18 protein-coding genes are annotated in these 18,478 nt (G+C 64.2%); 14 read left to right on the plus strand and 4 right to left on the minus strand.

Going from position 1 to position 18,478, the window contains the following annotated elements:
* Positions 1-18: 18 nt before the first annotated feature.
* Together ACZZZM_RS04395 and ACZZZM_RS04400 are read left to right on the plus strand one after the other, a co-directional pair.
* A complete protein-coding gene (locus ACZZZM_RS04395; protein ID WP_463593896.1) occupies positions 19-1,026 on the plus strand; it encodes a fumarylacetoacetate hydrolase family protein in 1,008 nt (335 codons plus the stop codon).
* Between the two features lie 4 nt (positions 1,027-1,030).
* The gene (locus tag ACZZZM_RS04400) at positions 1,031-1,627 is read left to right on the plus strand and encodes an SOS response-associated peptidase family protein (protein WP_463593897.1); all 597 of its coding nucleotides are present in this window, start codon (positions 1,031-1,033) and stop codon (positions 1,625-1,627) included.
* 3 nt (positions 1,628-1,630) lie between these two features.
* On the opposite strand, the gene ACZZZM_RS04405 is transcribed toward ACZZZM_RS04400, so the two are convergent.
* The 3 genes from ACZZZM_RS04405 to ACZZZM_RS04415 are packed head-to-tail and all read right to left on the minus strand — an operon-like array spanning position 1,631 to position 7,300.
* On the minus strand, positions 1,631-4,948 hold the full coding sequence (locus tag ACZZZM_RS04405) for an error-prone DNA polymerase (protein ID WP_463593898.1): 3,318 nt from the start codon (positions 4,946-4,948) through the stop codon (positions 1,631-1,633).
* Complete coding sequence (locus tag ACZZZM_RS04410) at positions 4,945-6,636, minus strand: Y-family DNA polymerase (RefSeq protein WP_463593899.1); 1,692 nt, start codon at positions 6,634-6,636, stop codon at positions 4,945-4,947. The genes ACZZZM_RS04405 and ACZZZM_RS04410 overlap by 4 nt, the downstream gene beginning before the upstream one ends.
* Positions 6,554-7,300, minus strand: coding sequence for an ImuA family protein (locus ACZZZM_RS04415; protein WP_463593900.1), 747 nt, complete (start codon positions 7,298-7,300; stop codon positions 6,554-6,556). Before ACZZZM_RS04415 ends, ACZZZM_RS04410 begins: the two co-directional genes overlap by 83 nt.
* Positions 7,301-7,431: 131 nt before the next feature.
* On the opposite strand from ACZZZM_RS04415, the gene ACZZZM_RS04420 reads away from it, so the two are divergent.
* From ACZZZM_RS04420 to ACZZZM_RS04450, 7 genes are all read left to right on the plus strand, one after another.
* Positions 7,432-9,573, plus strand: a complete 2,142-nt coding sequence (locus ACZZZM_RS04420; protein ID WP_463593901.1) for a M3 family metallopeptidase — start codon at positions 7,432-7,434, stop codon at positions 9,571-9,573.
* 246 nt (positions 9,574-9,819) lie between these two features.
* Positions 9,820-11,091: a thiamine pyrophosphate-dependent enzyme gene (locus ACZZZM_RS04425; protein ID WP_463593902.1), complete on the plus strand. Its 1,272-nt coding sequence runs from the start codon at positions 9,820-9,822 to the stop codon at positions 11,089-11,091.
* Positions 11,088-11,945 (plus strand): serine aminopeptidase domain-containing protein, encoded by an 858-nt coding sequence (locus ACZZZM_RS04430; RefSeq protein WP_463593903.1) that lies wholly within the window; start codon positions 11,088-11,090, stop codon positions 11,943-11,945. Before ACZZZM_RS04425 ends, ACZZZM_RS04430 begins: the two co-directional genes overlap by 4 nt.
* Positions 11,946-12,004: 59 nt before the next feature.
* On the plus strand, positions 12,005-13,012 hold the full coding sequence (locus ACZZZM_RS04435) for an alpha-ketoacid dehydrogenase subunit beta (protein ID WP_463596374.1): 1,008 nt from the start codon (positions 12,005-12,007) through the stop codon (positions 13,010-13,012).
* The gene (locus ACZZZM_RS04440; RefSeq protein WP_463593904.1) at positions 13,012-14,319 is read left to right on the plus strand and encodes a dihydrolipoamide acetyltransferase family protein; all 1,308 of its coding nucleotides are present in this window, start codon (positions 13,012-13,014) and stop codon (positions 14,317-14,319) included. Before ACZZZM_RS04435 ends, ACZZZM_RS04440 begins: the two co-directional genes overlap by 1 nt.
* The gene (locus ACZZZM_RS04445; protein ID WP_463593905.1) at positions 14,319-14,495 is read left to right on the plus strand and encodes a DUF4169 family protein; all 177 of its coding nucleotides are present in this window, start codon (positions 14,319-14,321) and stop codon (positions 14,493-14,495) included. Before ACZZZM_RS04440 ends, ACZZZM_RS04445 begins: the two co-directional genes overlap by 1 nt.
* Before the next feature lies 1 nt (position 14,496).
* Positions 14,497-14,799, plus strand: a complete 303-nt coding sequence (locus ACZZZM_RS04450; RefSeq protein ID WP_463593906.1) for a YciI-like protein — start codon at positions 14,497-14,499, stop codon at positions 14,797-14,799.
* 8 nt (positions 14,800-14,807) lie between these two features.
* On the opposite strand, the gene ACZZZM_RS04455 is transcribed toward ACZZZM_RS04450, so the two are convergent.
* Entirely contained in the window at positions 14,808-15,737 is a 930-nt protein-coding gene (locus tag ACZZZM_RS04455; protein WP_463593907.1) for a hypothetical protein, read from the minus strand.
* Positions 15,738-15,866: 129 nt separating this feature from the next.
* Here ACZZZM_RS04455 and rarD point away from each other — a divergent pair, with 129 nt between their 5' ends.
* The 5 genes from rarD to ACZZZM_RS04480 are packed head-to-tail and all read left to right on the plus strand — an operon-like array spanning position 15,867 to position 18,477.
* The gene (gene rarD, locus ACZZZM_RS04460) at positions 15,867-16,775 is read left to right on the plus strand and encodes an EamA family transporter RarD (RefSeq protein WP_463593908.1); all 909 of its coding nucleotides are present in this window, start codon (positions 15,867-15,869) and stop codon (positions 16,773-16,775) included.
* Between the two features lie 31 nt (positions 16,776-16,806).
* Entirely contained in the window at positions 16,807-17,133 is a 327-nt protein-coding gene (locus ACZZZM_RS04465) for an ArsR/SmtB family transcription factor (protein ID WP_463593909.1), read from the plus strand.
* Positions 17,130-17,525 carry a VOC family protein gene (locus tag ACZZZM_RS04470; RefSeq protein WP_463593910.1) on the plus strand — a complete coding sequence of 132 codons (396 nt, stop codon included), beginning with the start codon at positions 17,130-17,132 and terminating at the stop codon, positions 17,523-17,525. The genes ACZZZM_RS04465 and ACZZZM_RS04470 overlap by 4 nt, the downstream gene beginning before the upstream one ends.
* Positions 17,522-17,965, plus strand: a complete 444-nt coding sequence (locus ACZZZM_RS04475; protein ID WP_463593911.1) for an SRPBCC family protein — start codon at positions 17,522-17,524, stop codon at positions 17,963-17,965. Before ACZZZM_RS04470 ends, ACZZZM_RS04475 begins: the two co-directional genes overlap by 4 nt.
* On the plus strand, positions 17,962-18,477 hold the full coding sequence (locus tag ACZZZM_RS04480; RefSeq protein ID WP_463593912.1) for an SRPBCC family protein: 516 nt from the start codon (positions 17,962-17,964) through the stop codon (positions 18,475-18,477). The genes ACZZZM_RS04475 and ACZZZM_RS04480 overlap by 4 nt, the downstream gene beginning before the upstream one ends.
* Position 18,478 lies beyond the last annotated feature (1 nt).

Genomic DNA, 18,478 nt, shown 5'->3' on the forward strand with positions numbered 1-18,478 from the left:
AACAACAAAGGAGAGATCATGAAACTGGCGAGCCTCAAGCACGGACGCGACGGCAAGCTCGTGGTGGTATCGAACGACCTCGCCTGGTATGCGAGCGCCAGCATGATCGCGCCGACTCTGCAGGCGGCGCTCGACGATTGGGACCGTGTCGAAGGCGATTTGCGTAACCTTCAGACCGATCTCGACCACGGCGTGATCCCGCGCGAGCGTTTCCACGAGCGTCTGGCGGCGGCACCCCTGCCGCGCGCGTTCCAATGGGCGGACGGCTCGGCCTATGTGAACCATGTCGCGCTGGTGCGGCAGGCGCGGTCGGCCGAGATGCCCGACAGTTTCTGGCATGATCCGCTGATGTACCAGGGCGGGTCTGACGGTTTCCTGGGCCCGCGCGATCCGATCCCGCTCGCCGATGAGAGCTGGGGCTGCGATCTCGAGGCCGAAGTCGTCGTCGTCACCGGGGACGTGCCGCTCGGTGCTTCGCGCGAAGACGCATTGGCCGCGGTCCGATTGGTCGGCCTTACCAACGACGTGTCGCTGCGCAATTTGATCCCCGGCGAGCTGGCCAAGGGCTTCGGCTTCTTCCAGTCCAAGCCCGCCAGCGCATTCTCGCCGGTGTTCGTTACTCCCGATGCGCTCGGCGACTGGTGGCGGGACGGCAAGCTCCACCGCAAACTTATGGTCGATTTGAATGGGCAACCATTTGGCCGAGCGGAGGCGGGCGAGGACATGACCTTCGATTTCGGCACGCTGATCGCCCACGCCGCCAAGACGCGCAAATTGGGCGCGGGCACGATCATCGGATCGGGCACCGTATCGAACCGCGATTCGGACGGCGGCCCCGGCAAGCCGATCGCCGATGGCGGGGTCGGCTATTCGTGCCTGGCGGAGGTCCGCACGGTGGAGACGATCCTGCGCGGCAAGGCCGAGACGCCTTTCTTGAAGGCTGGCGACACCGTGCGAATCTGGGCGGAGGACGACAAGCACCACCCGATCTTCGGGGTGATCGAGCAGAGCGTGGTGGCGGGTTAGGACCATGTGCAACGAACAGGCGCGGCGCGTCGCGCTGGGTTTGCTTCGAAACGACTTCAACGACCTGCGCATCCCGATACGCTTTCCGGAGGGGATGCCCAATTTGGCGCCGCTCGATAGTATCCGGATCACCGATCGCAACGTCATCGTGCGCGCGTCGCCCGAAGGCGAGGCGGAAATGGTGATGCGGCGGTGGAGCTGGCCGGGGCCGCACGGCAAGCCAGTCTATAATTTCCGCTCGGAGGGGCGGCGCTTTGAAACAGGACGTTGCTTGATCATCGCCGACGGCTTCTACGAATTCACCGATCCCGAGCCGGATGCCTCGGGAAAGAAGCCCAAGCGCAAGCGCAAATGGGAGTTTACCAAGCGGGGCGAGGACTGGTTCTGCATCGCGGGGCTGTGGCGCAGCAACCCGAAGGTGGGCGAGGCATATACGATGCTGACGACAGGGCCCGGCGCGGATGTTGCGCCCTATCACGATCGCCAGGTGGTCGTTCTGGAGCGTAAAGATCTGGCGGAATGGCTCGATCCCGAAGCGAGCCCCGAACATCTGTTGAGGCCCGCACCGGAGGGGACATTCGACGTCGCGGAGGTCGGCTGACGCCTAATGAAAATCGTGCGATTTGATCGGGATGCCCCCCTCATCGCGTTTGCTGCGGCGGGGTGCCCAGGCCTCAAGCGCGCGTTGCGGGGCCAGCCGTAGCGCATCCGGCTTGCGGTCGCGCGGATCGATGGTGCCGCCATGTGTCGCGCCGTCGCCCGGCATGGTCATGCGCGGAAGTTCGAGGTCGCCGATCTGGCGGAGCCATGGGGTAAGGTCGTAAACCGTCTCGGCGATGATATGGATCACCAGCCCCTCGCGCTGGACCCGACCGCGGATGCCCAGCATCGATGCCGACATCACGGTGCGCCGGTATTTTTCGAACCGGTCAGACCAAAGGATCGCATTGGCGATCCCCGTCTCGTCCTCGAGCGTGACGAAAACGATGCCATTGGCGCTGCCCGGCCGCTGGCGTACGAGAATTAGCCCCGCGACATCCACGATCGCTCCATCGCGCATGCTTGGCTTTGCCAGATCGCCGCAACGGACGATCCCGCGCCGGTTCAGGCGATCGCGCAGGAAACTGACCGGATGCGCGCGCAGCGAGAATTGGGTGGCGCGGTAATCTTCGACCACTTCACGCCCGGCGGTAAGCGGATCGAGCGCGACCGGAGGCTCGATGCTTTCGGGCGTGCGCGTATCGGTGACTGCGAATAGCGGCAAAGGTGTCGCTCCAAGCCCTCTGATCGCCCAGAGAGCCCGCCTGCGATCCATCCCGAAGCATTGAAAGGCATCGCCGCGCGCCAGCTTCTCCAGCGCTGCGACCGGCACGCCCGAGCGGCGCCAGAGGTCCTCGATCGAGACGAAGGGCATGTCGCCGCGATGCGTGATGATCGCGCCGGCATGCTCGTTTGAGAGACCGAGCACACTGCGCATTCCAAGCCGAAGCGGGAGGTACTTATCTGTACCCTCCTCCAATATCGCATCCCAGCGGCTGTGATTGACGCACACCGGCCGAACTTCGACCCCATGCTCGCGTGCATCGCGGACGATCTGGGCGGGTGCGTAAAATCCCATCGGTTGCGCATTGAGCAACGCCGCGCAGAAAATTTCCGGATGATGGCATTTCATCCAGCTTGAGGCGTAGGCGATCTTGGCAAAGCTGGCGGCGTGACTCTCGGGAAAGCCGTAATTGCTGAAGCCTTCGATCTGCGCGATCAGCCGTTCGGCGAATTCATCGCTGATATGGTTGTCCCGCATACCCGCCAGCAGCTTGGGGCGGAACTCGCCAATGGTGCCGTCTGCCTTGAAACTGGCCATGGCTCTGCGCAGCATGTCTGCCTGGCCGGGAGTGAAACCTGCACCGATGATCGCCACCTGCATCGCCTGTTCCTGAAACAGCGGAACGCCCAGCGTCTTCTTGAGCACCTGCTTAAGCCCGGGCGAGGGATAGGGAGGTTCCCATTTCGGATCGGAGCGCAAAAGCTCGCGCCGCTTTAGATAGGGATGGACCATATTGCCCTGGATCGGGCCAGGCCGGACGATCGCGACCTGGATCGCGATGTCGTAGAAATTCTCCGGTTTCATGCGCGGCAGCATCGACATCTGCGCCCGGCTCTCGATCTGGAAGACGCCGAGCGTGTCGGCCTTGCAGATCATCTCGAAGGTCGCGGGATCATCCTCTTGCATCTCGTTCGAAGCGAGGCCGAGCTTCACGCCCCTATGCTCGGCAAGCAGGTCGAAAGCGCGGCGCATGCAGCCGAGCATGCCGAGGCCGAGGATATCGACCTTCATCAGGCCCAGTTCCTCGATATCCAATTTCTCCCATTCGACGACGCGCCGGTCGGCCATTGCGGCGGGCTCGATCGGTACCAGCGTATCCAGCCGGTCCCGAGTGAGTACGAACCCGCCGGGATGCTGCGACAGGTGGCGCGGGGTCTTGATGAGCTGGCGAGCCAGCTCCAACGTCAAGGCGAGGCGAGGGTCGCTGCGGTCGAGGTTGAGCGCGTCGGCATGCTTGTCGTCGACTTCGTTCGACCAACCCCATGTCTGACTCGACAAGGCCGCAGTCAGGTCTTCGGGCAGACCCATGACCTTGCCGACTTCGCGAAGCGCACCGCGCGAACGGAAACGGCTGACGACTGCCGTCAACGCGGCGTGCTGGTGCCCATAAGTCTCATAGATCCATTGGATCACTTCTTCCCGGCGCTCATGCTCGAAATCGATATCGATATCGGGCGGCTCCTTGCGCTCGCCGGAAAGGAAGCGCTCGAACAGAAGCTCGTGCTTGATCGGATCGATCGAAGTGACGCCGAGCAGGTAACAGATCAGCGAATTGGCTGCCGAGCCGCGCCCCTGGCAGAGGATCTTCTGGCTGCGGGCGAACTGGACGATCGAATTGACCGTGAGGAAATAGGGAGCATAGCCCAGCTTCTTGACGAGCCGCAGCTCCTTGATGAGCAGCTTGCTGTAGCTTCGCGGCTTATAGCCTTTGAACTTGCGGCGAAGCTCGGGCCAGACCAGCCGCTCGAGCGCGCGTTGCGGCGTATGGCGGTTCATCACGATTTCGTCGGGATATTGATAATCGAGTTCGCGCAATGAAAACCGGCATCGCTCCATGATCGCCACGCTTGCCGCTAGTGCATCAGGGTAGTCGCGAAACCGCCGCGCCATGTCTTCAGGGGCCTTGAGGTGCCGGTCGGCATTGCGTTCACGACGAAAGCCTAGTTCGTCGATCGTGCATTTCTCCCGGATTGCCGTGACCACATCCTGAAGCATGCGATTGTCTGGGTCTGCATACAGCACGTCTCCGGTCGCAAGTGACATCAGGCCGTACCGGCGCGCGGCGAGGTTCAACCGATGGAGCCGCACTGCGTCGCCGGGGCGGCGGTGCTGTATCAGGCATACATGCCCGCGGTCGCGACCGAATATATCCGCCATCCATTCGAGTGCCAGCGGGTCTCCCTCGTCCGCAAGCCCTGGAATCAGCGCGCCGACCAGCCCATCGGTATGATTCGCCAAATCTTCCCAATGCAGGAAGCATTTACCCTTTTCGCCCCTTTGCGCATCGGCGCGAGACTTGCCTAGCGTGAGCAAATGGGTCAGTCGTGACCAAGCCGGGCGATCCTCAGGCCAAACCAATAGCGATGCGCCGTCGACCAGATCGAGCCGGCAACCGGCGATCATCCGGATCGGATAGCCGGCAGCGGTCAGCTCTTCCGATGCCTTGAGCCCACGCACGACCCCCGCGACTGAATTGCGATCAACGATGCCCAGCGCTGGCAGGCCCAGTGCAACGGCCTGCTTGAACAGGTTGTCGGGAGAGGAGGCCCCGCGCAGAAACGAATAATGCGTGGTCACCTGAAGCTCGGCGTAGCTCATCCGAACACGCCGTGCAGATACCAGCTGCGATCTCCGCTGATCTCGCGCTCGCCATCGCCCTTGCGGAACAGCCAGTAGCGGCAGCCGTCATCGTCCTCGACGCGGAAATAGTCGCGGATGCTGTGGCGTTCGGCATCGCGCTTCCACCATTCGCCATGCACACGCTCGGGGCCATCGGCATGGACGATACGATGCCCGCGACCCCGCCAAGTGAAGCGGCGTGGGGCGTGGTCAGGAAGTTCGGCGAGAACGTGGTCGAGACGTTCGGGGCGGGCGAGTAGGCGTACCGGCTTCAGCCATTCGGGATGCCAGGGATGTAGCGCGGGGTTGCGATCTAGCTGACGGACATCGCCGACTTTCACGCGCGCCCCGCTGCGTTCGGGGGCGTCAAGCACGGCCATCCGCGCTGCCGATCGTTCGGGCACATCGCTTTCGATTGGCTGCATCCGCCACAATCGGGGCAAGCCGATGCGCGTTGCGAGTGTGTCGATCAATGGCGCAATATCGGGTGCGGCTTCCTCCTCGAGCCGTTCGGTTATCGCTCGGGGTCCGAGCACATCGGCGCGCCGGACATGCAGCGCTAGCGCGTCGATCCCATAGCCGGGCTCCACATCCTCGATCCGTCGCGTCAGGAGTTTCAGCAGATGCGCCTCGTCCCGGCTTGGGCGGGCGAGCCCCACGCGGATACGCTGAGGAACGCCGTCGATACGGTCCGCCAACAATTCGATGCGCGTGACGCCCAGCCACCTAGCCTCAAGCGCTTCACATAGGCGACCGACGAGTTGGCTCAGCCAATGCGTGATTGCCTCCGGCGTGGCGATCGGTTCTGCGAAGCGCTGGACTATTGCGATAGGCGCTTCGGGGACGACGCGATGCAGCGGTTCGGGCAACCGCCCGAGCGCGCGTTCAAGCTGGGTTACCAGCGCAGCGCCAAATCGCTTGGCTAAAGGCGCACGAGGCATTTCTGCCAGTTGTTGAATTCGCGTGACGCCAAGCCGTTGGAGCAATTCGGCAGTCTTGGGCTCGATCCTGAGGGCCTCAATCCCTAAAGGTGCAAGCGCTTCCGCATGCGCGCCCGGGGGGCAGATGGCTGGCTGACCATGATGTGCCAATGCCCATGCCGCACCGGGTGTATCTGCGATGGCGATACGCGCGGTAAAGCCTGACCGGGCAAGCATCCGGCGTAGCAATGCCGCCATTGCCGCCTCGTCGCCATGGAGATGGGCAAGGCCGCTCAGGTCGATAAACAGAGTATCATCGCCTTCGATCGCCACAGTCGGTGCCCAACGTTGCGCCAGCATCAGCGCCAGCCGCATCAGATCGGCGCGGTCTTCATCGATAGCGGCAGGGCGGATATCCAGCCCCCGAATCTGCGCGCGCGCTTGAGCGACTGCCATGCCGGGAATTAAGCCCAGCGCACGGGCATGCGGGCAGACAGCGGCGATCTCGAGCCGGCCACCTTCGCGTATCGAGGTAATCAAGGGAATTACACCAATGTTCCGATCCTCGACGATCAGGGGAGGCACATCGTCGCGCGCCCAGCGCGCGCCAGGGCGCCATCCGCCATTGCGCGGTGCAGGGGTTAGGCTGGGGACGCGCGCCGCTTCAGGCGGCGCGGCGCGCTGCTCTGCCCGCCGCAGCCGATCGATCGGCCAGTTCGGCAGGTAGAGCGCAGCGACCCGTGGCATCGCATGCCTCCAAAATCTGAGTGAAACCTTCGCCCTGCTTTTGCCGAGCAAGCTCGACGCGCCAGCGGTGCCGCCCGACGCCTTCCACCGGCAGTGGAGTCGAGGGCGCGCAGCCGATCCGCCAGCGGGTGACCGCGGCAGACGGCATGGCGATCGGATCGGACCCCTCGCGGGCATGGCGCTTCATCAGCAAGGCGATCGTGCGTCCGCCTTCGGCCGCGAGTTGCAGCCGTCGCGTCGCCGTCATGTCGGCGCGCTTGGCTTCGCCGATCACGGCGCCCAGCCCGCGGTGGCGCAGCGCTTCCTCCATAACTGCGAGCAACTCGGCATCGTCACGCGCCTCGGCATAGATCAGTCGCTTATGATCGAGCCCAACTTGGCTGAGCCCCGGCGCGAACAGATCACGTCGCCGCACCACCCACAGAACCGGCCCCCAGGCGCGTGCCGCAATCCCGCCCATGAACAAAGTTGCCGCGCAATCCTCGGCCATGTCCGGCCCTGCCGCCGCGACCTCATGCAGCGCATCGAGCCTCAGCCCCGCGCCGACCAGCCGCGAATCCAGCGCCTCCACGCCAAACGGCAAAACCGGGCGGCGGCGGAAACCGCTGCCCTCCAGACCGTTGAGCGTCTCGCGCAATTGCTTCAGAATAGCGGGGTCGGCCACTTGAGATACTCGATGCTCACGACTCGGGAACGGGGAATGTTCCTATTCTGTTCCAATGGGGCCGCGAGTCAATTGCCATTCATCGCATTCGCTCTAGGGTGCCTTATTCCCCTATCACGGAGCCGCACCCCATGGGTCCCCGCCTTTCCCGCCGCCATGCCCTTCTCGGCTCGGCAAGCCTTCTCTCCGCGCCGTTCCTGGGCAGCCTGATGGCCTCCGCACAGACCGCCGCGCTTGATGCATCCCCGCTGCTCGCGCCCTGGCCCGGCGGTTATGGCGGCACGCCGCCATGGGACAAGTTCGCGCCGGCGATGTTTCCGCCGGCGTTCGAGACGGCGATGGCGGAATTGCGACGCGACGTGCTCGCGATCCGCGACGCCACGACCGCGCCGAGCTTCTCGAGCGTCGTCCTGCCGATGGAAAATATGGGCGGGACTATGGACCGGGTGCAGGCCGCCTGGGGCGTCTACATCTCCAATCTGGCGAGCAAGGAAGTGCAGGAGATCAATCGCGAATGGAGCCCCAGGCTTACCAAATTCTACGACGAATTGTATCTCGATCCCAAGCTCTTCGCCCGCGTGAAAGCGGCGTACGACAATCGCGCCTCCGACAAGCTCGACGCGCAGCAATTGCGCCTGCTCACCCGCACCTATCGCAGCTTCGTGCGCCGCGGCGCCGCGCTCACCGACGCCCAGCGCGCCGAAGTCAGCCGACTCAACCAGGCGCTGTCGACTGCGTTCGCAGAGTTCAGCCGCAAGGTGCTGGCGGACGAGGAAAGCTGGATCGTGCTCGAAAGCCAGGCGGACCTCGCCGGCCTGCCCGATAGCTATGTCGCCTCGCTCAAGGCCGCAGCGGACGAGCGCAAGCTTCCCGGCAAATGGGCGGTCGTCAATACGCGCTCGGCCGTCGAGCCCTTCCTCACCAATTCGACCAACCGCGCGCTTCGCGAGAAGATCTGGCGCGCCTTTGTCGGCCGTGGCGACAATGGCGACGCCAACGACACCAAGGCCGTGATCGCCGAGATCCTAAAGCTGCGCCAGCAGCGCGCCGTGCTGCTCGGCTTCAAGAACCACGCGCTCTACCGCATGGACGATACGATGGCGGAAACGCCCGCCAATGCGATGAAGCTGATGATGGCGGTCTGGCCCGCGGCCCGCGCTCGCGTGCTCGAAGAAGTCGCCGACATGCAGGCGGTCGCCGACAAGGAAGGCGCCGGCATCAGGATCGAGCCCTGGGACTATCGCTTCTATGCCGAGAAGGTCCGCAAGGCGCGCTACGATCTCGATGAGAATGAAGTGAAGCCCTATTTCGAACTGGGTAACATGCAGCAGGGCGCCTTCTACGCCGCCAGCCGCCTCTACGATATCGAGTTCAAGCAAGTCTCCGGCGTGCCGGTGTTCGATCCCGAGGTCCGCACCTTCGAAGTCACCGACAAGAAGACCGGCAAGAATCTCGGCCTCTTCTACGCTGACAATTATGCCCGTTCGGGCAAGCGCTCTGGCGCCTGGGCAACGCGCTATCGTGGCCAGCAGGAACTGGGCGGCCACCGTAACGTGCTGGCCTCGAACAACAATAATTTCGTGAAGGGCGGGGCGGGCGAGCCGACTTTGGTCAGCCTCGAGGATGCCCGGACGCTCTTCCACGAATTCGGCCACGCACTGCACAGCCTGCTCCAGAACGTAAAATATCCGGGGCTCTCGGGCACGCCGCGCGACTTTGTCGAATATCCGAGCCAGGTGAACGAGAATTGGATGCTGACGCGCGACGTACTTGATCGCTACGCCAAGCATTACAAGACCGGCCAGCCGATCCCCAAGGCGCTGGTCGACAAGATCCAGAAGTCGGCAACCTTCAACCAGGGCTTCAAGACCGTCGAGTATCTCTCCTGTGCGATCCTCGACATGCAATTGCACGACCGGGAGACGCCCGTCACCGATATCGCCGCATTCGAGAAGGAAGCGCTTGCCCGCATCCAGATGCCGCGCGAGATTGCGCTCCGCCACCGCATGCCGCAGTTCAATCACCTCTTCTCGTCGGATGGCTATTCGGCGGGCTATTATTCCTATCTCTGGTCCGAGACGATGGATGCCGACACCTGGGCCGCGTTCACCGAGACGGGCGATGTCTGGGACCAGAAGACCGCCGACCGCTTCCGCGCGACGCTCTTGTCGACCGGCAACGAGACAGACCGCAAGGAAGCATATCGCGAATTCCGCGGTCGCGATCCCGACGTCAAGGCGCTGTTCAAGCGGCGAGGGTTTCCGGTGACATAACGATCCTCCCCGGAACGGGGAGGGGGCCAGCTTCAGGCTGGTGGAGGGGACTCGCCGCGAGCAATGCCCTATGAGGAGAATCCCCTCCATTAGCATTCTGCGCTGCCACCTCCTCATGCCGGGGAGGAATGCAATTTCAGGTCAGCACCACTGACCTTGTTGCACCCATCGTTGAAATTTTATAACAAGGCTCCAAACACGAGTCCCGCGCGTTCAGCGATGCGGGAACGTCTGTCCGGAGAGATCATGGGAATCGAGCGCGACCGCTCCAATCTGCCGCCGCTTTCGCTGCACGTGCCGGAGCCTAAATTCCGCCCCGGCGATGAAGTCGATTTCAGCGATATCGTCGTTCCTCCGGCGGGTGCGGTGCGCCGTCCGGATACTGCCGACAAAGCAGATAGCTTCCACGAGCTCGCTTATTCGCTAGTCCGCGTGCTCGATGACGAGGGTAATGCCGTCGGCCCCTGGGATCCCAAGCTCGACGCCGATACGCTGCGAAAGATGCTCCGCTCGATGGCTTTGGTTCGCGCCTTCGACGAGCGCATGTTCCGCGCACAGCGCCAGGGCAAGACCAGCTTCTACATGAAGTGCACAGGCGAAGAGGCCGTATCGGTCGGCGCCGCGGTTGCGCTCGCCGCCGACGACATGTGTTTTCCCTCCTATCGGCAGCAAGGCGTGCTGCTCACCCGCGGCTGCCCGATGGTCGATATGATGAACCAGATCTATTCGAACGCCGGCGACAAATTGCAGGGCCGGCAGCTGCCGATCATGTATTCGGAAAAGCGCTTCGGCTTCTTCTCGATCTCTGGCAATCTCACCACCCAATATCCGCAGGCAGTCGGCTGGGCGATGGCCAGCGCCGCCAAGGGCGACACGCGCATTGCCGCGACCTGGTGCGGTGACGGATCGACTGCCGAGGGCGATTTCCACTCGGCGCTGACCTTCGCCACCGTCTATCGCGCGCCGGTCATCTTCAATGTCGTCAACAATCAATGGGCGATTTCAAGCTTCTCAGGCTTTGCCGGGGCCGAGGCGACCACCTTTGCGGCGCGCGCGATCGGCTATGGCATTGCCGGGCTGCGAGTGGACGGCAACGACATCCTCGCGGTCTATGCCGCGACTCAATGGGCGGCCGAGCGTGCGCGGACCAACCAGGGGCCCACGCTGATCGAGCATTTTACCTACCGTGCTGAGGGTCATTCGACCTCCGACGATCCGACGCAATATCGCTCGGCCGGCGAACCCACGTCCTGGCCGCTCGGCGACCCGATCCAGCGGTTAAAGCAGCACCTCATCACCATCGGCGAATGGGACGAGGAGCGCCACGCTGCGCAGGATCTCGAGCTCGCCGAGGAAGTGAAGGTCGCGCAGAAGCTGGCCGAGAAGAACGGCGTGCTCGGCCACGGCATGCACCAGAAGTTCGACACGATGTTCGAAGGGGTGTTCGAGGAAATGCCCTGGCATCTGAAGGAGCAATGCCAGCAGATGCTCGACGAACAGAAGGCGGCGGGCCTGTGACTCCGATGATCACGCGGCGGCAGCTGCTGGTGGCGGGCGCAGTCGGCACGGCGCTGCTCGCGATCCCGGGAAGCGCCTGGGCGCTGGGTGAGGCCGCGCCGCAGGTCCATGATCTGCCGGTCGGCCAGCGCAGCACCAAGTTGGTCACCTGGACGCCGGCCAAGGCAAAGGGCGTGTTGCTCTTTTCGCACGGCCATGGCTCCTGGCCCGAGCGCTACGAGAAGCTAATTGGGCTATTGGTCGCCGATGGCTGGGCAGTAGCGGCGCCGGTGCATGTCGATTCGATGCAATATCCCGAGCGCGACAAGTTCACGATGCAGGCGAGCTTCGGCGAGCGGATCGCCGATATGGCCGCCACTGCAACCTGGACGAACAAGGCCTGGCCCGCGCTACCGGTCGTCGCGGCGGGGCACAGCTTCGGCACGCTGATCGCGCTCTGCCTCGGCGGCGGGCTTCCCTATATCGGGCCGTTCCGCAATCCGGCGGTCAAGGCAGTGCTCGGCTTCTCGACGCCCGGCAGGATACCCGGACTGGTCCGGCCCGAAGCCTATACCGGCCTCGCGGTGCCGGTGCTGATCGTGACCGGCACGGTCGACACGGTGCCCGGCTTCGTCACCAATCCTGCCGACCACCTCTTCCCCATCGAGACCGCGCCGACCGGCTATGCGCTGGTCGTCGATGGCGCCGACCACGTGCTCGTCGCTGGCGACAAGCCTGCTTTCGCGCCCGCGGCGGCGCTCGCCCGCGACTTCCTCGACGCGACAGCACGCGGCGATGCCGTCGCGCGCCGCCGCTTCGATCGTTACAAGGCGCCCGCCGGGGCGCGCTACATCGTCCACAAGGCCCAGCCATGACCGATACCGAGACCCAGGACCAGGCTGCCATGGCGGGACCGGACGGCCCCACCGCGCGCATGAACATGATCCAGGCGATCAATTCGGCCATGGACGTGATGATGGAACGCGATCCTAACGTGATCGTGATGGGCGAGGATGTCGGCTATTTCGGCGGCGTTTTCCGCGCGACCGCCGGCCTCCAGGCCAAATACGGCAAGACCCGCGTGTTCGACACCCCGATCACCGAGATCGGCATCATCGGCGTCGCCGTCGGGATGGGTGCCTATGGCCTGCGCCCGGTGCCGGAGATCCAGTTCGCCGATTATATCTATCCAGCGCTCGATCAGATCGTATCCGAAGCGGCGCGGCTTCGCTATCGCTCGGCGGGTGAGTTCATCTCGCCGATCACGGTGCGCTCGCCCTTTGGGGGCGGCATCTTCGGCGGCCAGACCCACAGCCAGTCGCCCGAGGCGATCTTCGCGCACATCTCGGGGATCAAGACGGTGATCCCCTCGACGCCCTATGACGCCAAGGGGCTGTTGATCGCCGCCATCGAGGACAATGATCCAACGATCTTCTTCGAGCCCAAGCGCATCTATAACGGCCCCTTTCACGGCCATTACGATCGCCCGGCCAAGACCTGGGCCGGACACCCCGGCGGCGAAGTCCCCGAAGGCTATTACCGGATCGATATCGGCAAGGCTGAGATCGTGCGGCCCGGCAACGACGTTACCATCCTGTGCTACGGCGCGATGGTTCATGTCGTCGCGAACACAGTGGAAGAACTGGGCGATCTCGATGCCGAGATCATCGATTTGCGCTCGATCGTGCCGCTCGATATCGAGACAATCGAAGCCTCGGTGAAGAAGACCGGACGCTGCGTCATCGTCCACGAAGCCACACGCACCGCGGGGTTCGGCGCCGAGCTCGCCGCCCTGGTCCAGGAGCGCTGCTTCTACCACCTCGAAGCCCCGATCGAACGCGTCACCGGCTTCGACACCCCCTATCCGCACAGCCTGGAATGGGCCTATTTCCCCGGTCCGGTCCGTATCGGCGAAGCACTCAAGAAAGCGATGAGGAACTAATGGCCCGCTTTACCTTCCGCCTGCCCGATATCGGCGAAGGCATTTCCGAGGCCGAAATCGTCGCCTGGCACGTCAAGATCGGCGACCGCATCGAGGAAGACCAGCAGGTCGCCGACATGATGACCGACAAGGCGACCGTCGAGATGGAATCGCCGGTATCGGGCGTCGTGCTCGAATTGGCCGGCGAAGTCGGCGACCAGGTGCCGATTGGCTCCGCGCTGATCATCGTGGAGACCGATGCGGACGAGGCCGCAGTCGAGACTGCGCCGCCGAGCGAGGACGTGCTCGAAGCAGAGAATCCAGGCGTCGAGGAAGCGACTGCCGAAGCACCGCTCACTAGCAGTTCTTCTGCGAAAGCAGGAGCCCAGGATACCAAGCGCGACGCACCCGACTCTGGGCCCCTGCCTTCGCAGGGGAACAAAGAAGAGCAGGCGCCGGCGCCGCATACCCAAGTCCTCGCCTCCCCCGCGGTCCGCGCGCGGGCCAAGGACCTCGGCGTCGATCTCGGCTCGGTGAAGTCGGACGGCAAGCACGTCCGTCACGCCGATCTCGACGCATATCTCCGATATGGCAGCGGGCAGGGCTATCACGCCCCTAACGCATCCCGGGCCCGCGACGACGAACCCGTCAAGGTCATCGGCATGCGCCGCCGCATCGCCGAGAACATGGCCGCCTCCAAGCGCGCCATTCCGCATTTCACGTATGTCGACGAAATCGACGTGACCGCACTCGAAGAGATGCGCGCCGATCTCAACGCCAATCGCGGCCAGCGCCCCAAGCTGACGATGCTGCCCTTCCTGATCGTCGCGATCTGCCGCACCATTCCGCAATTCCCGATGATCAACGCCCGCTATGACGACGAAGCGGGCGTGGTTACTCGCCACGGCCGCGTCCATCTCGGCATGGCGGCGCAGACGGATGCGGGCCTGATGGTCCCCGTCATCCGCGACGCACAGGACTTGAACGTCTGGCAGATCGCGGCCGAGGTAACTCGCCTTGCCGAGGCCGCGCGCACCGGCAAAGCAAAGTCAGAAGAACTTAGCGGCTCGACCCTGACAATCACGTCGCTCGGGCCGCTCGGCGGTATCGTCACCACGCCGGTGATCAACCGGCCCGAAGTCGCGATCATCGGCCCGAACAAGATCGTCGAGCGTCCGGTGTTCCACGGCGACGAGATCGTCCGCGCCAAGCTGATGAACCTCTCGATCAGCTGCGACCACCGCGTCGTCGACGGGCACGATGCGGCTAGCTTCGTCGCAGCGCTCAAGAAGCTGCTTGAGACTCCGGTTCTTTTGTTCGCGGATTGATGGCGGAAGTCGTCAACCTGCGAACGGCGCGCAAGGCGCGTGACCGCAAGATGCGTGAGGCACAGGCCGAGACCAACCGCGCGCTTCATGGCCGCACCAAGGCCGAGCGGTCGCACGACGAAGCGACGCGCACGCGGATCGACAGGGCGCTCGACGGCGCCAGACGCGAGGACTGAAATGGCGCACTTCCTGCTCCGCTACGAGCTGTCGCCCGATTATCTCGCGCGCCGTGGAGAATTTCGCGATGCCCATCTCGCGCTCGCATGGCAGGCGTCGGACAGCGGCACGCTGCTCCTCGGCGGCGCGGTCGGCGATCCGATTGAAAGCGCATTGCTGCTCTTCACCGACGCCGAGGCGGCGCGCGCCTTTGCCAAGGCCGATCCCTATGTCAGTGCTGGGATCGTCACTGGCTGGCAGGTGCTGCCATGGACCACAGTGGTCGGCGAGCAGGCTGCGACCCCCGTTCATCCCAACGCCTGAAATCGAACCTAGCTCAGCGTCGCACGGACCTTCTCCTGCGCCGCCTTCATCCGCGCGACGGCATCCTTGTCGAGCTTTTCCGCTTCGCTCGCCAGCGCCGCGCGGCGCGCCTGCAGCGCCTTGTACTGCGCCGCATCGCCGCCGCTGCCGAAGCCGAAATAGCCGTTCGCATCGTGCCAGCCACGCTTGGCTAGCAGCCCGCACAGCTCTGCCGTTGCGTTCACGCTCGCAACCTGATTGTCGTACAGCGCGTCGGCTTTTTTAGGATCGGGCATCGCCATCGCGCGGATCGCGTCCTTGAGCGCTGGATCGAACGTGGCGACCTGGATTTCACGGTCGATCGCAGCCGTCCGCTCGGCCCTTTTGGCACCATGTTCGAGCGCCAGTGTCTTGATCGCATCCAGGTCGCCGCAACGCGACAGCGTCTGCAGGTTCTGTGACAGCAGATAGGGGCTGTTGAGATTGCCCGCCCCGAACTTGCCCAGCGCCTCCTCATAGGCGCGCCGCTCGCTCGCCGCCGCCTGCACCGATGCCGCGAACAACTTCGAGACCGGCCCGCGCGCTGCTGCGTCCTGCGGCAGGATCGGCGCACCCGCCGGCCCAAACTCGATTTCGGCGAAGCTGCTGGGGTCCTGCCGCCCCCCGGCATCATATTGGCGGTGCGTGAGCTGGCCCGCGAGCGCGCCCGCGCCGAGCAGGATCGCCAGCGATCCGGCTTTCCAGCCAAGTCCCGAAAACCGCGTCGTCGCGATCATGCCGGTCGCCCAGAGCACGAACCCCGCCGCCGCGCCTCCTCCTATCAGCATCGTCTGCGGATAAGCAGGCAGCATCCATGGCACCAATACAGCCGCGGCGACCAGCATCACGCAGCCGATCAGCGTGGCGATCACCGGATGATCGTGCGGGCCGTCGAGCGCAGCGCCCTGATCGTCGGTCATGAATTCCTCCCCTTTCGCGCATCTTAGCGGCGGCGCGGGGTCGCGCAAACGGCTTGGCGCATTTCCGCTTTTCTCGGACAAACGCGGCATTGCTTGCCCTTCACGCCGGTCCGCGCAATGGCCCCCCGCATGACGACGACATCTGCAATCGATCGCCGCGGCCTTGGCCTCGCCGTCGGCGCCTATGCGATCTGGGGCGTGCTCCCGCTTTATTTCCACATTCTCACCGGCGTTCCCGCGCTCCAGGTGCTCGCGCATCGTGTCGTCTGGTCGCTGCTGTTGCTTGTCGGCGTGGTCGTCGCGCTCAAGCGCGCCGGCGCCATGCTTGCAGCCGCCCGGGGCAGGACGTTGCTGTTGCTCATTGCCAGCGCGGCTCTGATCGCAGTCAATTGGCTGGTATATATCTGGTCGGTCCAGCACGGCCACGTTCTGGAGGCCAGTCTCGGCTATTTCATCAATCCGCTCGTCAACGTCGCGCTTGGGATAGCCGTGCTCGGCGAGCGGCTGCGCAAATGGCAGGGCGTGGCGATCGGTGTTGCCGGGGCCGGGGTGCTGGTGATGGCGCTGAGCGGCGGGGGATCGATCTGGATCTCGCTCACTCTCGCCGCGACATTCGGGCTATATGGCCTGCTGCGCAAGATCGCCGCGATCGATGCATTGGGCGGCCTCACCGTGGAGACGATCCTGCTCGCCCCGGTCTGCATCGCCTGGCTGCTTTACAGCGCCGTGCACGACAATAGCGGCTTCGGCCAAACCTGGCAGCTCGATGCGCTGATCCTTGCCGCTGGCGCCGTCACCGCCACCCCGCTGCTGATGTTCGCGGCGGCCGCGCGCCGCCTGCCGCTGTCGACGATGGGGCTGCTCCAATATATCGCTCCCAGCCTCCAATTCGGTCTCGCCTTGCTGTTTGGAGAGCCGCTTCGCGCGGTGCACTTCATCGTATTTCCGCTGATCTGGGCAGGCTGTGCGCTCTATGCGTGGGACAGCGTGCGCGCCGTCCGAGCCGCGGCCCTCGCGGATATTAAACCAACCAGTTGACAATCTGATCCGTTCAACCGTATTAAACCATATGGTTGAACAAAGACTCGACGCCACCTTCCGTGCCCTTGCCGATCCAACTCGGCGCGGCATGCTCGCCCATCTCGCTCTGGGCGAGACGAGCATCGGCGCACTTGCCGAACCCTTTGCGATGAGCTTCGCCGGCGCTTCCAAGCATCTCAAGGTGCTCGAGGATGCAGGCCTCGTCGCGCGGCGCAAGGCAGGGCGCTCCTATATGTGCAGCCTCAAGGCAGGGCCGCTCGGCGAGGCGGACCAATGGCTGCGCCAATGGGAGAAATTCTGGAACGTGCGCCTCGACCGACTCGAAGCGCTGATCGCCGAGGACCGCACCAAATGACCAGCATGACTCCCTTCCTGATGTTTCAGGGTGCCAAGGGCCGCGCCGCGCTCGATTTCTATGTCGAGCATTTGCCGAACAGCCGGATCGATTCGATGGAGCTGTTCGGCGCCGAAGGACCTGGGCCGGAAGGCACGATCCTGCGCGCTTATGCCACCATCGCCGGGCAGAAGGTGATGGCGCATGACAGCTTCGTCCAGCACGGCTTCGATTTCACGCCAAGCTTCTCCTTCTTCGTCGAATGCACCGACGACGCCGAGTTCGATCGGCTGTTCGCGACGCTGTCCGAGGACGGCAGCGTGCTGATGCCGCCTGACAATTACGGCTGGAGCGCCAAATTCGGCTGGCTTAGCGATCGCTTCGGCGTCTCATGGCAGCTCAATCTCGCATGAGCGTGCCGGTTATCCTGACCGTGACGCGCGATTTCGCCGCAGCGCCCGAGCGGGTATTCGATGCGTGGCTCGATCCGGCACAGGCGAGCCGCTTCCTGTTTGCGACACCGGGCGGCGAGATGCTTACCTGCGAAATCGATGCGCGAGTCGGCGGGCGCGGACTGATCGTCGAGCGGCGCCCTTCGGGCGACGCGCATCACCGGCTCGTTTTCGAAGTAATCGAACGCCCGCACCGGCTGGTCTTTCTGTTTGCAGCGGACCCCGCCGAGGAAGGCGAATGGACGCGCGTCTCCATCGAAATCGTGGCGACAGATGCCGGCTGCACGCTCCGCCTCACGCACGAAATGGCCCCCGAATGGGCGGATTACGAAGAACAGACGCGGCATGGCTGGGGCACGATCCTCGAAAGCCTGGACAGCGCATTGGAGAGCCACGAATGACCGACAGCTTCACTGCCGATACGCTCGTCTTCGAGCGCGAACTCGATGCCCCGCGCGAGACCGTCTGGCGCTATCTCATCGATCCCGAGCTGCGCGCGCGCTGGTTCATGGGCGGGCCGACTGAGCCTCGTATCGGCGGCAAGATCGGGCTGACCATGGCGCACGACAACCTGTCGGACGAGAAGGTCCCGTTTCCCGATCGCTACGCGCCTTATATGGGCAGGAGCTGGAACGAGACGATCCTCGCGGTCGATCCGCCGCGGCTGCTCACCTTCACCTGGGACGATGGCAAGAACGGCCAGGTCTCGATCGAGCTCGATGAACTAGGCGAACGCACCCGGCTGACGCTGACGCATAGCGGCATCGAAACCCGCGAAGGCGCCATCAATTTCGGCGGCGGCTGGGGCTCGCATCTCGACGTGCTCGAACGGCGCCTGCGCGGCGAGCATATCGCCAGCTTCTGGGCACTGCATGCCGAGGCCGAGGCGCGCGCCAAGGTGGCGCTCGGCTAAT

This window comes from Sphingomonas sp. AC522 (assembly GCF_979258125.1).

Bases quoted from the DNA above. Each gene is read 5' to 3' on its own strand.
- ACZZZM_RS04395 (WP_463593896.1), top strand. From the start codon at position 19: ATGAAACTGGCGAGCCTCAAGCACGGACGCGACGGCAAGCTCGTGGTG.
- ACZZZM_RS04400 (WP_463593897.1), top strand. From the start codon at position 1,031: ATGTGCAACGAACAGGCGCGGCGCGTCGCGCTGGGTTTGCTTCGAAAC.
- ACZZZM_RS04405 (WP_463593898.1), bottom strand. From the start codon at position 4,948: ATGAGCTACGCCGAGCTTCAGGTGACCACGCATTATTCGTTTCTGCGC.
- ACZZZM_RS04410 (WP_463593899.1), bottom strand. From the start codon at position 6,636: ATGCCACGGGTCGCTGCGCTCTACCTGCCGAACTGGCCGATCGATCGG.
- ACZZZM_RS04420 (WP_463593901.1), top strand. From the start codon at position 7,432: ATGGGTCCCCGCCTTTCCCGCCGCCATGCCCTTCTCGGCTCGGCAAGC.
- ACZZZM_RS04425 (WP_463593902.1), top strand. From the start codon at position 9,820: ATGGGAATCGAGCGCGACCGCTCCAATCTGCCGCCGCTTTCGCTGCAC.
- ACZZZM_RS04435 (WP_463596374.1), top strand. From the start codon at position 12,005: ATGAACATGATCCAGGCGATCAATTCGGCCATGGACGTGATGATGGAA.
- ACZZZM_RS04440 (WP_463593904.1), top strand. From the start codon at position 13,012: ATGGCCCGCTTTACCTTCCGCCTGCCCGATATCGGCGAAGGCATTTCC.
- ACZZZM_RS04445 (WP_463593905.1), top strand. From the start codon at position 14,319: ATGGCGGAAGTCGTCAACCTGCGAACGGCGCGCAAGGCGCGTGACCGC.
- ACZZZM_RS04450 (WP_463593906.1), top strand. From the start codon at position 14,497: ATGGCGCACTTCCTGCTCCGCTACGAGCTGTCGCCCGATTATCTCGCG.
- ACZZZM_RS04455 (WP_463593907.1), bottom strand. From the start codon at position 15,737: ATGACCGACGATCAGGGCGCTGCGCTCGACGGCCCGCACGATCATCCG.
- rarD (WP_463593908.1), top strand. From the start codon at position 15,867: ATGACGACGACATCTGCAATCGATCGCCGCGGCCTTGGCCTCGCCGTC.
- ACZZZM_RS04465 (WP_463593909.1), top strand. From the start codon at position 16,807: ATGGTTGAACAAAGACTCGACGCCACCTTCCGTGCCCTTGCCGATCCA.
- ACZZZM_RS04470 (WP_463593910.1), top strand. From the start codon at position 17,130: ATGACCAGCATGACTCCCTTCCTGATGTTTCAGGGTGCCAAGGGCCGC.
- ACZZZM_RS04475 (WP_463593911.1), top strand. From the start codon at position 17,522: ATGAGCGTGCCGGTTATCCTGACCGTGACGCGCGATTTCGCCGCAGCG.
- ACZZZM_RS04480 (WP_463593912.1), top strand. From the start codon at position 17,962: ATGACCGACAGCTTCACTGCCGATACGCTCGTCTTCGAGCGCGAACTC.